Below are 14,494 nucleotides of genomic sequence, written 5' to 3' on the forward strand. Positions count from 1 at the left end.
TCAATTCATCGGCAAAACCACTCGAACCTTCAGCCCACCCGCGGCGCGGTTGTGTAACGTCAGCGACCCGCCATGTTCAAGCACCGCCGCCCGAGCACTGGGGAGCCCCAAGCCCACGCCGCCAGTATTTTTATTGCGCGACCCTTCGATACGGAAGAAGGGCGCAAACACTTGCTCCTGATACTCGCTGGCAATGCCCGGCCCGCGATCAACGACTTGAATGTGGGCGTATTCACCTTCGGTTTTCAAGCGAACACCCGCTTCGCTACCGTATTTGATGGCGTTATCCAGCAGATTGCTCAGCGCACGTTTAAGGCCGATCGGGCGGCCGACGTACACCAGCCTGGAGGGGCCTTCGTAGGTCACCTCGGTGCCTGCATCCTTGAAGTCATCGACCAACGTCAGCAACAACTCTGCCAGGTCGAATGCTGTGGCCGGTTCAAGCCTCGCGTCATCCCGAAAGAAATCCAGCGCGCTGTTGACCATGGCCTGCATCTCATCGACATCACGGAATAATCGCGTCTGCTGTTCGGCGTCCTCAATGAATTCACCCCGCAGCCGCATGCGAGTGAGCGGTGCGCGCAAGTCGTGGGAGATGGCGGCAAGCATTTGCGTGCGGTCATTCAGAAAATGCTGGATCTGCGCCTGCATGGCATTGAAGGCAAGGATCGCCTGGCGAATTTCGTGAGGGCCGACTACCGGAATGGGCGGCGCACGGAAATCCTTGCCGAAGCGCCGCGCCCCTTGGGCAAAGCGTTCAAGCGGAGTCGCCAGATGGCGGGTCGCGATAAGCGCCACCACGACCGTCGACAACAGTGCCAGCACGATCACGATCAGATTGCGCTTGAACGGGTCCAGCCCCCATCTGCGACTGGCTACCGAAAACTGCATCCAGGACCCATCGATTAACTGGACCATCAACCTATAAGGCCGCTCGACGTGTTCGGCAGCCCAATCATCCGGCTCGTACGCTTCGATGGACGCGGCAGGCATCTCCAGCAGATCGCGCAGCAATTGCTGGCCATCGTTGAAACCCGGGTCGTTGATCTCGGGTAAATGTGCATCTTCGCGGCGCGCCAACCACTGCACGCTGAAGACCTTGTCGGTGGCTGCCCGGGTAAGCGTGTGACGCTGATCAACAGGGGCGGCGTTGATCATCCGGGTGATGCTCGCCACCCGTTCCATCAAGCCGATTTCGAGAAGGGGCGGCCGTGCCCAAACACCGGCCACCAGGCTGAAAACGCTGTAGAGCCCGAGTGACGTCAACATCGCCGCCATGGTGGTCAGGGCGATCCAGCGGGCCACGGTATCGTGGGGGCGATGGTATCGGGCGCGTAGCCTGGATAACACGCTCATCGTTTCATCACACTTGGGCTGAACAGATACCCGCCATTGCGGATGGTCCGGATCATCGGCTCAGCGTGTAAGTCGGTTTCGAGCTTGCGGCGCAGTCGGCTGACTTGCACATCAATGCTGCGATCAAAGGCGTCGTAAGACTCACCCCGGGCCAGATCAAGCAACTGCTGGCGGGTAAGGATGCGGCGCGGGTGTTCGGCGAACACCAGCAGCAACTCGAATTCCCCCGTAGACAGGGGAATCATGACTTTTTCCGGCGAACGCAATTCACGGCGGGTGATATCCAACTGCCAGTCTGCGAACTCAAGGATTGTGCGTGATGAGTCCGGCGCGGGCGCGGCAATATCGGCGGTACGCCTGAGCACTGCGCGTACCCGGGCCAATAACTCCCGTGCATCGAAAGGCTTGGTCAGGTAATCGTCGGCGCCCAGCTCCAGGCCTACCACCCGGTCGCTCAGTTCCCCCATGGCCGTGAGCATGATCACGGCGATGCCATGCCTGGCACGCAACTGCTGGCAGAGCACCAGGCCGCTGTCGCCGGGAAGCATGACGTCGAGGATGATCAGGTCCGGTAATCGCCGCTCCAGCGCGCGCCACAGCGACGGGCCGTCGGTGGCGACTTCCACGCTGTAGCCGTGCTGTTCAAGGAACTTCTGCAGCAGGGCGAGGACTTCAATATCGTCATCGACCAGTAATAGATGGCTCACGGCGGTCTCGCTGGCGCAAAGGGTTTGCAAGTGCGTATCTAAAATCATTCCTGGCGCGGCGTCATATATTTCAACTCGGTAATAAAGCGACAGGCAGGCAATAAAGCGGAAATCTTCAGGCAAAAAAAGCCAGGCAGGATCGCCACCAATCCTTGCCGAGATGACCCTGCATGCTAACCATCAAACGCGCCACGCCTGTTGTACGCTCCACCATTATCGGTTTTGTTGTTGTACTCGCCAGTGGCTGCGCGAGCGCGCCTGAACCACTGCCTTCCCCCTGTGACCGCCTCGGCGATACGCTTCATGACCCGGCAGAACCGGTCAACCGCGGCATCTTCGCCTTCAATCGAACGGTGGATGATTACGCCCTGGCACCGGTGGCACGCGGTTACCGGCATTTGCCTGGATTCGTGCAAACGGGCGTGCACAACTTTGTCGCCAACTTCGGCGAACCCAAGGTCTTTATCAATGACCTGCTGCAGGGCAACGGTGAGCGCTCCGTCACCACCTTCGGCCGCTTCGTGATCAACACCACGGTGGGGGTCGTCGGGTTGATCGATGTGTCGGGCAAAATGGGCATAGAGCGGCACAAGGCTGACTTCGGCCAGACATTTGGCGTGTGGAATATCGCCAACGGACCTATCGTTGAACTGCCGTTGCTGGGCACCGGCAACCTGCGTGATGCCACCGGCAAAGTGTTGAGCTTTGCGATCAGCCCCTTGGGCAGCAACAGCGATACCGTCGAGACCCTGGGCACCGTCAGCACCGTTGGCGGCATCGTCGATGGCCGCGCGGAGGCGTTGCCGTTTACCGAGCAATTGCGTCAACAGCCGGATTATTACCAGGCACTGCGCGACACCACCGCCCAGCGACGGGCTGATTTCGTACTGGAAGGCAAGGCAGGCCGGGTCGTGGCCTACCCCTCGGTGTGTGTCAAAGGTGAGCAAGATGGCGAGTAGAAACCCAGCGCTGGTGCTGCACCGCAGAACACGCATGGCCAGCCCGGCGTTGCTGCATTGCCGCGAAATCGAACTGTCGGTGGAGGAGGACGGCCGTCACGTCACCCTCAGCCGCTACGTGGAGTTGTACGGCGATGAACACAGCGCCTGGTGCTCGGTGCAACATCATCGAATCCCCTTGGCGAGCATGCTCCGCTGGATGATCAGCCATGGCGAGCGCACAGAGGCTTAGGGGCTGCGATGGAGAATTCGTTTCATCGTGTTGCTGGCACCTGCTAGATTGATGCTTCTCCAAATGCCAGGGAAGCATCATGGGACACTCACTGAAAATCTTGGGTCGCACGTCCTCCATCAACGTGCGCAAGGTGCTGTGGACATGCCAGGAACTGGGCATCGACTACATCCGCGAAGACTGGGGCATCGGCTTCAAGCCCACCCAGTCCGCCGAGTTCCTTGCCTTGAACCCCAACGCCCAGATACCGGTGCTGATCGACGACCACGGCGTGCTGTGGGAGTCCAACACCATCTGCCGCTACCTGATCGGCCTCTACCAACGCTACGACCTGCTCCCCGCCGAACCGGCGCCGCGCGCGCGGGTTGAGCAATGGGTGGACTGGCAGGCCAGCGAACTCAACCCCGCCTGGGGCTACGCCTTCCAGGCGCTGGTGCGCAACAGTCCCGACCACCAGGACCCGCAACGCCTGGCCGCTGGTGTGCAGGCCTGGAACGACAAGATGGGCCTGCTCGAACAACAGTTGGCAAAAACCGCTGCCTACGTAACCGGTAATGAATTCACCCTGGCCGATATCCTCATCGGCCTCTCGGTGCACCGCTGGCAGATGACCCCCATGGAGCATCCGCCCTACCCCGCCATTGCCGCGTACTACCAGCGCCTCAGCCAACGGCAGGGTTTCAAGACCTTTGCCCTCGACGGCCACAACTAAACCAAGGACTCCACCGTGAAAGGACTCAACGTACTGCTTACCGGCGCCTGCGGCAGAATCGGCAAGACGTTTTTCGAAGCCTCGAAAGACCGCTACCGCTTCACCCTCACCGACCGCATCACGCCGGACTTCGACCTCGGCGAACACCGCTTCGTGCACGCCGACCTCAGCGACACATCAGGCCTGGCCGCCCTGCTCGACGGCATCGACGTGATCGTGCACCTCTCTGGCATCCCTCACGCCAGCGCGTCGTTCGACGAATTGCTGCCCAACAATATCCTCGCCACCACCTACCTGTTCGAAGCCGCCGTGGCGGCGGGGGTAACGCGCCTGGTGTTCGCCAGCAGCGCGCAAACCATCGAAGGCTACCCGGTAGACCGCCAGATCACCGCCGGGATGCAGGTAATGCCCGCCAACCTGTATGGCGTGAGCAAATGCTACGGCGAGGCGCTGTGCAGCTACTACGCAGCGAAAACACCGCTGTCGACCATTGCCCTGCGCATCGGCGCCTTCGAATTCGTCGAAACCCACGACCTCAACAACGCCCGCGACCTGAGTGCCTGGCTCAGCCCGCGTGACGCCGTGCAACTGCTGCAACGTTCGGTCGAGGCCGAAGGCGTAAAGCACCTGATCGCCCATGGCATTTCCAATAACCGCTTCAAGCGCCTGGACTTGAGCGAAACCACGCGAGTGTTGGGTTACCATCCGGTAGATGATGCATTCCAGACCTTCGAGATCCCGATTTCCTACTGAGTTTTCTCTGCCATGCCTGCACTTTCCCCTACTGATGGCATCGACCCGATCCGTGCCGCCCACATCAGCGCGCGCATCGACCGCCTGCCCGCCGTTGCCACTATCTGGCGGCTGGTGGCGTTGCTCTCGATCGGTGGTTTTTTCGAGCTGTATGACCTGTTCCAGACCGCCTACATCAGCCCTGGCCTGATCAGCGACGGGATTTTCCACACCGGTAAAGACGGTGTGTTCGGCTTCTCGGACCAAGCGGCGTTCGCTTCGGCCACCTTCCTCGGCCTGTTCCTCGGCGCCAGCCTGCTCAGCCCGATTGCCGACCGCTTCGGGCGCCGGGCGATCTTCACCTTTGCGCTCATCTGGTACACCGTGGCCACGGTGTTGATGGGCATCCAGACCTCCGCGATAGGCATCATCTGCATGCGCTTTCTGGTGGGTATCGGCCTGGGGATCGAGCTGGTGACCATCGACGCCTACCTCTCGGAACTGGTGCCCAAGCGCATGCGCAGTTCGGCGTTTGCCTTTGCGTTTTTTATCCAGTTTCTGTCGGTGCCGGCGGTGGCCTTGATGTCATGGTGGCTGGTGCCCCAAGCGCCGTTCGGGGTCTCTGGCTGGCGTTGGGTGGTGTTGAGCAGTGCAGTGTTTGCGCTGTTTATCTGGCAATTGCGCAAACGCCTGCCGGAATCACCGCGCTGGCTCGCGCAAAAAGGCCGCTTTGACGAAGCCGGGCAGATCATGGACAGCCTCGAAGCACGCTGCCAGAAGGATCACGGCAAACCGCTGGATGAGCCAGAACCGGAAGCCGTCAGCGTGCAAGGCAGCGGCCGGTTTGCCGATATCTGGCAACCGCCGTACCGCCGCCGGGCGTTGATGCTGATTGTGTTCCATGTGTTCCAGGCCATCGGGTTCTTTGGCTTTGGCAACTGGCTGCCAGCGCTGCTTTCGGGCCAGGGCGTGAGCGTGACGCACAGCCTGCTCTACGCGTTTATCATCACCCTCGCCTACCCGCTGGGGCCGTTGCTGTTCGTGAAGGTGGCCAACCGCTTTGAAAACAAATGGCAGATCGTCGGCTCGGCCATGGGCGCGATGATCTTCGGCAGCCTGTTCGCCCTGCAGACCACGGCGGTGGGGCTGGTGATCTGCGGCGTGTTGATCACCTTCTGCAATGCGTGGCTGAGCTTCAGTTATCACTCGTACCAGAGCGAACTGTTCCCGACCAATATCCGTGCGCGGGCGGTGGGCTTCTGTTATTCGTTCAGCCGTTTGTCCACGGTGTTCAGCAGCCTGTTGATCGGTTTTATCCTCGAACACCTGGGCACGCCGGGGGTGTTGGCGTTTATTGCCAGCAGCATGTTGATCGTGATGATCACCATCAGTTGGTTCGGCCCACGCACGCGGAACCTGGCCCTGGAAAATATCGCCCACTGACGGCAATGCCTGGCCGCCGGCGGGACAATGTTTGCCGCAGCGGCCCGGCAATCGCCAATAAAACCGGGGGGCTGGCACCCGGCACGCTAATTGCTCCAGCTGTGGCACCGTACATTTCCCCAGGTGACCGATCATGCTGGTTAACAACAACGTCCAAGCTGTGTCGACCATTGAGCACATCAAGCGCCCCGACATGGACCCCGCCAACGCCGCCGCCAGTGCGCTGTACAGCGGAGCCGTGCAAGCGGCGGCGCAAAGCGTGACCGTGCCGGCCGCGCAGAAGAACCTGGACAAGGCCGCCGACCGCATCGACGAAGCCTTCGCCAAGACCCGCGTACAGTTGCAGGCCTCAACGGCGGCAGCTACCCCGTCGACCGATTCGGTGCCGGCCACCACGTCCACGTCCGGCGCGCGGTCGGAGTTCACTGACTACATGAGCAAATCCCCGGCCGAACGCATCCGTGAGCAATTGCTCAAGGAACAGGGTTTGACCGAGGCGGATGTACAGAACATGTCGCAGGAAAAGCAGGACGCCATTTCCAAGCAAGTGGCTGATCGCATCAAGCAGCAGCAAGAGCAGCAGGTAGCGGCGAAAGCCACTGACCCGGCTCAAAGTGTGAAAGAAACCCTGGCAGCGATCTAAGCCACACCAGGGAATCACTTTGTGGGAGGGGCGGTTCGACTTGCCCCCTCCCACATTTGCTCTTCTTTCACAGTGGATTTTCGGTGTGGTGTAGATCAGTTATTGCAACTGCAACGTCGAATTGAACTGACTGATCGCATCCACCACATGCCGTGACCCTTCCTGGATCTCCAGGATCACCTGCCCCGCCTCATTCGCCAGCTCCACCCCAAGCCCCGTGCGGCTCAAGCTCGACTGCATACTGGATACCGCACTCAGGGACAGGTCGTGGTTCTTGCGCACCACTTCGACAATTTCCACCGTCGCCTGGCTGGTGCGTGCGGCGAGGCTACGTACCTCATCGGCCACCACGGCAAACCCGCGCCCGTGCTCACCGGCCCGCGCCGCTTCAATCGCTGCGTTGAGCGCGAGCATATTGGTCTGTTCGGCGATGCTGCGAATGGTCTGCACGATGGCGCCGATGATGTCGGACTGCTTGCTCACCGCGTCGATACTCACCGCCGCCGCGTTCAGGTCGTGGGAAATTTCTTCGATGATCTGCACGGTTTGCTGCACCACCTCCGAGCCCTTTCGCGCGCAGGCGTCGTTTTGTACCGAGGTGGCGTGGGCCGAGTCGGCAGCGGTGCGCAGGGTACTGACCTGGTCGGTAATGTCGCTGGCGAACTTCACCACTTTGTACAGACGCCCACTGGCGTCGAAGATCGGGTTGTAGGACGCCTCCAGGAACAGCGTCTTGCCGTATTTGTTTTTGCGTTCAAAGCGGTGCGAGTGGTATTCGCCACGGTTGAGCGAGGCCCAGAACGCCTTGTAGGCCGGCGACTCCACTTCGCTGCGGTGGCAGAACATGCTGTGGTGCTGGCCGACGATTTCATCCAGCGAATACCCCACGGTTTTCAGGAAGTTTTCGTTGGCGTTGAGGATCTGCCCTTGGGGGGTGAACTCGATTACCGCCATGGAGCGGCTGATGGCGTCGATCAGGCTCTGGTTTTCGTGTTCGTGGTGGACCCGCGCGGAAATGTCCGACGCTACTTTGATCACGCTCTGCACGTGGTTGTCACTGTCCAGCACCGGCATGTAGCTGGCTTCAAGCCACACTTCCTGGCCATGCTTGTTCAGGCGCATAAAGGTGCCACTCAGGGCTTCGCCGCGTGCCAGGTCGCGCCAGAGCTTGGCGTAGGCGTCGGTATGGGTGTAGGCCTCGTCGCAGAAAATACGGTGATGTTTGCCGCAAATATCCTCGAGCGTATAACCCATGGCTTTGCAGAAGTTGTCGTTGGCATTGAGGATCACACCGTCGCGGTCGAACTCGATCATCGCCATGGAACGGCTGATGGCGGCGAGTTTGGCGTTGGATTCGGTGAGGGCACAAGAGAAACGCTGGATTTCAAGCAAGTCGGATTTGTGGTGGAGATTGAACATGGTCAGATCACCCTTGATTCCCGGCGCCTGGAAGGCGCATTCCATTCCGTTGTTGGATACTGCTGGCAAACCTTCTTGGGGAAATAACCATCCGAATCGCTTTATATGCCAAGCGTCATCAACGGTTCTGAGTGAGCATAGACAGGGCTAGACGCTATGCAAGGCCACTAGTCAGCCAGCATTTTTAACAATGCGCTGGTGGCGGCAGAGGGCGCACGAGTGGGCGAGCCGACCAAGGCAAATTCGCGGTGCAGCGGCACCGTCAGCGGCATCACGCGCAGGCCCTTGCGCTGCGCTGGCAAGGCCAATTGCGGCACCAGCGCCACGCCGACACCTTCACGCACCAGGCTGTAGGCGCTGCTCCACTCGCGTACTTCCACGCGGATATCACGCAAAGTGAGCCCCGCAGCGGCCGCCAGGCTGCGGGCGTTGGCGGTGCAACCACCGGTGGCGAGCACGAAGGGTTGCTCGAGCAATTCCCCCAGCGACACGCTGGCATCGGCCGCGCGTTGCGCGAGCGGGTGATCGACCGGCAGCACCGCCTGCCACAGGTCGCGGCCCAATACCGTGGCCATGCGCTCGGGCTTGGGGTTGAGCACTACGCCCAGGTCGACCAGGTCGGCGTCGAGCAGGGTGAGCACTTCGTTGTCGGTGACATCCAGGGTGGTGACTTCGATTCCCGGATAAAGCTGAGCGAAGCGCTGCAACACCGGCGTCAGAAACATCGCCAGCACCATCGGGAAACTGGCTATGCGAATCGTCCCACGCAGCATCGGGCGGGCTTCGTCCACAGTGCTGCGAATTGTCTGTAAAGCCCCAAGCATTACCCGCGCCTGCTCGATCACACTCAACCCCAGGGCGGTGGGAGAGGTCTTACGCGGTTCACGGGTGAACAACTGCGCGCCCAAGGTGGCCTCCATGCCGGCCATGGCTTGGCTGGCGGCGGATTGGGTCATGCCCACGCGCTCGGCGGCCGCGGTGATGCTGCCGTGATCGGCCACGGCCACCAGCAGGCGCCAGTGCATCAGGTTCATCATGACAGTAGCTGTCCTTATGGCGGGGGTCTGAACGTTTAATTTTACCCACGGTGCCATGCCCGTGAGACTGGCGCAAATCCCACGGAGTCGCCCTTGATGAAACTGTATTACTTCCCCCACGCCTGCTCCCTCGCCCCCCACATCGTGCTGCGCGAATTGGCGCTGCCGTTCGAGTTGGTGCGGGTCGATAACCAGACCAAGACCACCGCCGATGGCGAAGATTTCCTGCCACTCAACCCCAAGGGCTATGTAGCGGCGCTGCAACTGGACGACGGCCAGGTGCTGACCGAATCCAGCGCGATCCTGCAATACCTGGCCGACCTGAAACCCACAGCAAACCTGGCGCCGGCCAATGGTAGCTGGGAGCGCGTGCGCCTGCAGGAGTGGCTGAACTTTATCGCCACCGAAGTGCATGGCGGGCTGGCGGTGTTTTTCAACAGCGCGATCCAGGGCGAGCTGAAAGCCTCGTTCCTGGCCAAGCTGTTCAAACGGTTTGCGCTGCTGGTGCAAACCCTGGAGCGCCAGGACTACCTGCTGGACACCGGGTATTCGGTGGCGGATGCCTACCTGTTTGTGGTGCTGCGCTGGGCGGCGTTTCACGCGATTGATCTGCACGACTGGCCAGCGCTGGAGGCGTTTCAGCAACGCATCGGCGAGCGGCAGGCGGTGATTGCAGCGCTGGCGGCCGAGAATCCATGACTTGAGATAAAAGCGCTCAAGGCCAACACATCCACCGACCCCGAGCGATCCTGATCCAGATACGCCACCTGGCTGCGCACGGCGGCGTGGATCTGCCCGGTGCCCTGCCCCAGTTGCAACGCACCACGCAGGTCCACTGCTTGCGCGGCGACGATCAGTTCGATACTGGCCAGCCACAGCACCCGCTCGGTCAAGCGGCGGGTCTTGTCGACCACGGCCAGGGCTTGGCCGGCATAGTCTTCGACGCGATCGGCCACCGGCACGCTCACCGCCGGCAGCGGGTTGGCCAGGTGGCCGATCTCCGCGACCAACGCCGCGCTGGTGCGCTGCAACGCAGCCATCCCCACGTGCCCCGGTTGGGTGATCAAAAAACGCGGCAGGTCACTGGACTCAGGCGAGAGCAATTTGGCCATGCGTTCGGCACTGCACGCGGCCAGCCGATTCAGCGCCAGGCCCAAGCCTTCGGCGGCCAGCGCCAAGTGCGTGCTGTCGAAATTGGCCGTGGCCAGCACCATTGCCGCTTCGCTGATCAGCGCCGGGTTGTCTGCGCCACTGCGCAACTCCAACTCGATCAACCCCTGCATTTGGTCCAACGCCTGTTGCGTCGCGCCCTGTACCACCGCGGCACAGCGAAAGCTCAAGGGGTCTTGCAGGCGGCGTGGGTGATCCACCAGTTCACCGCCCGCCAGCAACTGCAACAAGGCCGCCGATTGCTCGGCCTGCCCCGGCGCCGGCCGCAGGCGTGAGGCCCACGGCTGGAACGGGCTGAGGTTGGCGCGGTAGCCCTCGCACGACAAGGCCAGCGCCGCCAGCATGGCGTGCAGTGCCTGCTGTGCCTCGAACACCAGCAACGCACCCAGCCCGACACTCGCCGCATTCGCCGACACCAGCGCCAGGCCATCCTTGCCGGTGAGCGGCACGTTCAGGGCCAGGCTCAGGTGCGCCAGCGGCGCCAGGTCGCTTGCACCCAACGAGCCCAGTAGCGGCACCTCGGGCTCCACGCCACTATTAAGCAACGCCAGCAATGCGTCTGCCGCCGTCGGTGAAATTCCCGAGCGGCCCTGAGCCAACCCGGCCAGGCGCGCCGCGGTGATCGCGCGCAATTCCTGGCGATTGGCCAGGCGCCCAACCCCGACTGCCCGCCCCAGAGGAATGTTCGCTTGCACCGGCGCCACCGGCGTATCCACCGCCGCACCGAGGCCGGTGGTCACGCCATAGATCGGCGTGCCTGCGGCCGCGAGTTTCAGCAGCAGGCGGTGGCCGTCGTCGATGTGTTGGCGGGCCTTGGCGGTGAAATCCGCCGGCGCCTCTTGCCGGGCAATCGTCAGCAAATCCGCCAGTGTCAGGCCTTCGGGATCAAGGTGGATCATGCCCAGCGCAGCCGCTGGCCAAGCCCCAGGCGCTTGGCTTTTTCCAACAGCGCGTGCCCCAGGGCGATATCGCTGAGGCTGAGGCCACGGTGCCAGAACAGGATGGTTTCCTCGGGGGTTTCGCGGCCGGGTTTCAACCCCGCGACGATCTGCCCCAGCTCGGCGTGCAGGCTCTCGGCACTGAGTTTCCCGGCCTCCACATGGGCGCGCAATGCGCCAAACAGGCCGCCTTTGCACTGGCCCCAGTCGTCCACCACCGACTTGCTCATGATGTCGGTGAGCGACAACTCCACCGCACTCATGGTGCCGTAGGGCACCACAAAGGCACCGGGTTTGATCCACTCGGTGCGCAGCAACGGTTCGGGCTGGTCCAGGCGCGAGGCCTCGACCACGATATCGGCGCCGCGCACGGTGGATTCCCAATCTTCGGTGACAATCACCGGTTTGCCGAGGTCCTGGCGCAGGCGTTCGGCGAAGGCTTCGCGGCTTTCACTGCGCCGCGAATGCACGCGGATTTCCTCGAAGTCGAACAGATGGTCCAGCAGCCGTACATTCCAGTACGCCGTGCCGCGCGCGCCGATGTGCGCGAGCACTTTGCTGTCGGGGCGGGCCAGGTATTTGGCACCGATGGCAGTGATGGCGCCGGTGCGCATGTCCGTGATCGCCGAGGCATCGAGGATGGCTTTTGGAATGCCGGTGGCCGGGTCCAGCAGGTTGAGAATCGCCAGTTCCGACGGCAGGCCCTTGCGGTAGTTGTCGACAAAATCGCCCACCACCTTGACCCCGGCGTAACCGATGTCGCCGCCCAGTACGCCACGCAGCACGTTGAAGTGGCCGTTGATATCACCGCCGGGAATCAGGTGGGTGCGTGGTTCGATCACCGCCTCGCCCCGGCCCTGGATCGCCAGGCTGGCTTCGATGGCGGTGAGGATTTCATCGTTGCTGAGGGCCAGTTCGTCGATGTCGAGGCCGTTGAGAAAGTCGATGTAGATCGGTTGCATGGTCTGCTCACTGATTAAAGTCGGATGGATACTTGTGGCGAGCGGGCTTGTCGCACCGCCGCGCTGGAGGTGTGCCGGCGGGTTTTGGGGCTGCTTCGCAGCCCAACGCGGCGGTGCGACGATTCGACAAGCCCGCTCGCCACATAAAGGCCCGCTCACCACAGGTGTTTGTGCGAGGTTCGGTTACTGGGGTTTGAACACAACCTGCTGCACATCGACCTTTTTCGGGATCAGGCCGTTGGCAAAAAACAGGTCGGCGGTACGCTGCTGGGTGGCGATGTCGGCGGCTTGCAGCGGGCGGATCGGCACGGACGAGCGGTGTTCGAAGTAGCTTTTGACCACCGCCGGTTGCAGGCCCAGGGTCTTGGCCATCAGCGCAATGCTCGCGTCCGGCTGGTCCAGGGACAGGCGTTGGGCCTTGGCGAGGGTCTGGATAATGCTGGCGATGGCCTGCGGGTGTTGTTTGATAAAGGCGCTGCTGGCGACGAAGAACGTGCCCGCCGGGTTGAGCCCCTGGCCATCGCCGAGCACGCGCGCAGAGCCATCGACCACGGCGGCCGAGTAGTACGGGTCCCACACAACCCAGGCGTCGACTTTGCCTTGCTCGAAGGCGGCACGCCCATCGGACGGCGACAGGTACACCACGTCCACGTCCTTCCACTGCAAGCCCGCACGCAACAGGCTCTTGAGGAACAGGTTATGGGCGCTGGAGCCCTTGAGCAGCGCCACGCGCTTGCCCTTGAGTTCAGCCACGCTCTGCACGCTGCTGGCTTTGGGCACCAGCACCGCTTCGGACTTGCCCTCGTTGGGCTCGACGGCGAAGTACTGCAACTCGATGCCCGCCGCCTGGGCAAAGATCGGCGGGATGTCGCCGATATTGCCGATGTCCAGGCTGCCGGCGTTGAGCGCTTCGATCAGCGGCGGGCCGCCGAGGAACTCGACCCACTGCACCTGGGTGCCGGGCAACGCGTCCTCGAACAATTTGTGCTCACGGGCCAGCACCATGCTCACCGAGCTTTTCTGGTAGCCGATGCGCAAGGTGGCAGGTTCGGCCGCCAGGGTTTGCCCGGCGACCAGTGAAAGCACAGCAGCCGCAAGTATCCTCAACATCACAGCGCCCCCTGGATCTTGCTCGCCACATCCGCCGGCACCCACTGCTGCCAGACTTGCGGGTGCTGCTTGAGGAAGGCCTCGGCCACTTGGCGTGGCGGCGTGCGTTTCTCGCTCATGTCGCCGAGGATGGCGTTGAGCAGGTCAATCGGCAGGTCGACTTTTTCAAACACGCTGACCAGTTGCGGGTACTGCGCCTTGAACGGCGCGGACACCCCAATCGCCAGGCGCGCGGGCATCGAGCGGGTGCCGATCGGGTTGGGGTTTTTCGCGTCGGAGAGGGTTTTCCAGGCCTCGGCGTTGAACGGCGGCTCTTCCAGTTTGATCAGCTTGAAACGCCCCAGCAGCGGGGTCGGCGACCAGTAGTAGAACAGCACCGGTTTGCCACGACGGATCGACGACGCCACCTCGGCATCGAGTGCCGCGCCGGAGCCGGTGCGGAAGTTGACGAAACTGTCGGTGAGCTTGTAGGCCTTGAGTTTCTGGCTGTTGACGATCTCCGAGGTCCAGCCGGTAGGGCTGTTGAGGAAGCGCCCGCGAGTCGGGTCTTCGGGGTCGCGGAACACGTCTTTGTAGCGGGCCAGGTCGGCCACCGACTTGAGGTCCGGCGCCAGGGGCTTGATGCCGCGTGCGGCGTCGCCCTTGATCACGTATTCGGGCACCCACCAGCCTTCAGTGGCGCCCTTGACCGTGTCGCCCAGGCCCGACACTTTGCCTTCGCTTTCAGCCTTGACCCACGCCGGACTGCGCCCGGCCCATTCTTCGCCGATCACTTGGATATCGTCCTTGGCCAGCGCGGCCTCCAGGCTCACGGTGCTACCGGGCAAGGTGTCGGTGGGCAGGCCGTAGCCCTTCTCGACGATCAGGCGCAGCACCTCGGTAATCAGGCTGCCGCTTTCCCAGGTGATGTCGCCGAAGTGGATGGGTTTGACGGTTTCGGCGGCTTGTGTGGGCTGGGTCAATACAGCTAATGCCAACAGTGAACCACCTAGTAGGTTTTTGATTGTTTTCATGCAGAGCCTCGTGGTGAATCAATTTCAAAAACACAGAAAATCCAGGGTGGGAGGGGGCTTG

General features: G+C 62.1%; 15 protein-coding genes and 1 pseudogene. 7 read left to right on the forward strand and 9 right to left on the reverse strand.

The window, feature by feature from the left end; translation table 11 throughout:
- On the reverse strand, positions 1-1,356 hold the full coding sequence (locus CXQ82_RS24300; RefSeq protein WP_101272654.1) for an ATP-binding protein: 1,356 nt from the start codon (positions 1,354-1,356) through the stop codon (positions 1-3).
- Entirely contained in the window at positions 1,353-2,063 is a 711-nt protein-coding gene (locus CXQ82_RS24305; RefSeq protein ID WP_101273861.1) for a response regulator, read from the reverse strand. The genes CXQ82_RS24300 and CXQ82_RS24305 overlap by 4 nt, the downstream gene beginning before the upstream one ends.
- Positions 2,064-2,233: 170 nt before the next feature.
- Here CXQ82_RS24305 and CXQ82_RS24310 point away from each other — a divergent pair, with 170 nt between their 5' ends.
- The 6 genes from CXQ82_RS24310 (at position 2,234) to CXQ82_RS24335 (ending at position 6,784) form a co-directional block, all read left to right on the forward strand.
- Positions 2,234-3,022, forward strand: a complete 789-nt coding sequence (locus CXQ82_RS24310) for a VacJ family lipoprotein (RefSeq protein ID WP_101272655.1) — start codon at positions 2,234-2,236, stop codon at positions 3,020-3,022.
- Complete coding sequence (locus tag CXQ82_RS24315) at positions 3,012-3,254, forward strand: hypothetical protein (protein WP_101272656.1); 243 nt, start codon at positions 3,012-3,014, stop codon at positions 3,252-3,254. Before CXQ82_RS24310 ends, CXQ82_RS24315 begins: the two co-directional genes overlap by 11 nt.
- Before the next feature lie 79 nt (positions 3,255-3,333).
- Positions 3,334-3,966: a glutathione S-transferase family protein gene (locus CXQ82_RS24320; RefSeq protein WP_101272657.1), complete on the forward strand. Its 633-nt coding sequence runs from the start codon at positions 3,334-3,336 to the stop codon at positions 3,964-3,966.
- 15 nt (positions 3,967-3,981) lie between these two features.
- Positions 3,982-4,719 (forward strand): NAD(P)-dependent oxidoreductase, encoded by a 738-nt coding sequence (locus CXQ82_RS24325; RefSeq protein WP_101272658.1) that lies wholly within the window; start codon positions 3,982-3,984, stop codon positions 4,717-4,719.
- 12 nt (positions 4,720-4,731) lie between these two features.
- Positions 4,732-6,141: an MFS transporter gene (locus CXQ82_RS24330; protein WP_101272659.1), complete on the forward strand. Its 1,410-nt coding sequence runs from the start codon at positions 4,732-4,734 to the stop codon at positions 6,139-6,141.
- A gap of 133 nt (positions 6,142-6,274) precedes the next feature.
- Entirely contained in the window at positions 6,275-6,784 is a 510-nt protein-coding gene (locus tag CXQ82_RS24335) for a hypothetical protein (protein WP_101272660.1), read from the forward strand.
- A gap of 99 nt (positions 6,785-6,883) precedes the next feature.
- On the opposite strand, the gene CXQ82_RS32050 is transcribed toward CXQ82_RS24335, so the two are convergent.
- The 3 genes and pseudogenes from CXQ82_RS32050 to CXQ82_RS24345 form a co-directional block, all read right to left on the reverse strand.
- Positions 6,884-7,456 carry a methyl-accepting chemotaxis protein gene (locus CXQ82_RS32050; protein ID WP_371917372.1) on the reverse strand — a complete coding sequence of 191 codons (573 nt, stop codon included), beginning with the start codon at positions 7,454-7,456 and terminating at the stop codon, positions 6,884-6,886.
- Positions 7,433-8,248: pseudogene (locus tag CXQ82_RS32055) on the reverse strand (PAS domain-containing protein); the annotation flags it as partial. The gene CXQ82_RS32050 and the pseudogene CXQ82_RS32055, both read right to left, overlap by 24 nt.
- A gap of 122 nt (positions 8,249-8,370) precedes the next feature.
- Positions 8,371-9,240, reverse strand: a complete 870-nt coding sequence (locus CXQ82_RS24345) for a LysR family transcriptional regulator (protein ID WP_101272661.1) — start codon at positions 9,238-9,240, stop codon at positions 8,371-8,373.
- 96 nt (positions 9,241-9,336) lie between these two features.
- Here CXQ82_RS24345 and gstA point away from each other — a divergent pair, with 96 nt between their 5' ends.
- Positions 9,337-9,939 (forward strand): glutathione transferase GstA, encoded by a 603-nt coding sequence (gstA, locus tag CXQ82_RS24350; RefSeq protein ID WP_101272662.1) that lies wholly within the window; start codon positions 9,337-9,339, stop codon positions 9,937-9,939.
- Here gstA and CXQ82_RS24355 read toward each other — a convergent pair.
- The 4 genes from CXQ82_RS24355 to CXQ82_RS24370 form a co-directional block, all read right to left on the reverse strand.
- Positions 9,879-11,309 carry an aromatic amino acid lyase gene (locus CXQ82_RS24355; protein ID WP_101272663.1) on the reverse strand — a complete coding sequence of 477 codons (1,431 nt, stop codon included), beginning with the start codon at positions 11,307-11,309 and terminating at the stop codon, positions 9,879-9,881. The two genes, gstA and CXQ82_RS24355, sit on opposite strands and share 61 nt — an antisense overlap.
- Entirely contained in the window at positions 11,306-12,310 is a 1,005-nt protein-coding gene (locus CXQ82_RS24360) for an ornithine cyclodeaminase family protein (RefSeq protein WP_101272664.1), read from the reverse strand. Before CXQ82_RS24360 ends, CXQ82_RS24355 begins: the two co-directional genes overlap by 4 nt.
- A 183-nt stretch (positions 12,311-12,493) precedes the next feature.
- The gene (locus CXQ82_RS24365; RefSeq protein ID WP_101272665.1) at positions 12,494-13,420 is read right to left on the reverse strand and encodes an aliphatic sulfonate ABC transporter substrate-binding protein; all 927 of its coding nucleotides are present in this window, start codon (positions 13,418-13,420) and stop codon (positions 12,494-12,496) included.
- On the reverse strand, positions 13,420-14,433 hold the full coding sequence (locus CXQ82_RS24370; RefSeq protein WP_101272666.1) for an ABC transporter substrate-binding protein: 1,014 nt from the start codon (positions 14,431-14,433) through the stop codon (positions 13,420-13,422). Before CXQ82_RS24370 ends, CXQ82_RS24365 begins: the two co-directional genes overlap by 1 nt.
- Between the last annotated feature and the right edge of the window lie 61 nt (positions 14,434-14,494).

The organism is Pseudomonas sp. S09G 359 (genome assembly GCF_002843605.1).
Lineage (GTDB): Bacteria > Pseudomonadota > Gammaproteobacteria > Pseudomonadales > Pseudomonadaceae > Aquipseudomonas.

Bases quoted from the DNA above. Each gene is read 5' to 3' on its own strand.
- CXQ82_RS24300 (WP_101272654.1), bottom strand. From the start codon at position 1,356: ATGAGCGTGTTATCCAGGCTACGCGCCCGATACCATCGCCCCCACGAT.
- CXQ82_RS24310 (WP_101272655.1), top strand. From the start codon at position 2,234: ATGCTAACCATCAAACGCGCCACGCCTGTTGTACGCTCCACCATTATC.
- CXQ82_RS24315 (WP_101272656.1), top strand. From the start codon at position 3,012: ATGGCGAGTAGAAACCCAGCGCTGGTGCTGCACCGCAGAACACGCATG.
- CXQ82_RS24320 (WP_101272657.1), top strand. From the start codon at position 3,334: ATGGGACACTCACTGAAAATCTTGGGTCGCACGTCCTCCATCAACGTG.
- CXQ82_RS24330 (WP_101272659.1), top strand. From the start codon at position 4,732: ATGCCTGCACTTTCCCCTACTGATGGCATCGACCCGATCCGTGCCGCC.
- CXQ82_RS24335 (WP_101272660.1), top strand. From the start codon at position 6,275: ATGCTGGTTAACAACAACGTCCAAGCTGTGTCGACCATTGAGCACATC.
- CXQ82_RS24345 (WP_101272661.1), bottom strand. From the start codon at position 9,240: ATGATGAACCTGATGCACTGGCGCCTGCTGGTGGCCGTGGCCGATCAC.
- gstA (WP_101272662.1), top strand. From the start codon at position 9,337: ATGAAACTGTATTACTTCCCCCACGCCTGCTCCCTCGCCCCCCACATC.
- CXQ82_RS24355 (WP_101272663.1), bottom strand. From the start codon at position 11,309: ATGATCCACCTTGATCCCGAAGGCCTGACACTGGCGGATTTGCTGACG.
- CXQ82_RS24360 (WP_101272664.1), bottom strand. From the start codon at position 12,310: ATGCAACCGATCTACATCGACTTTCTCAACGGCCTCGACATCGACGAA.
- CXQ82_RS24365 (WP_101272665.1), bottom strand. From the start codon at position 13,420: ATGTTGAGGATACTTGCGGCTGCTGTGCTTTCACTGGTCGCCGGGCAA.
- CXQ82_RS24370 (WP_101272666.1), bottom strand. From the start codon at position 14,433: ATGAAAACAATCAAAAACCTACTAGGTGGTTCACTGTTGGCATTAGCT.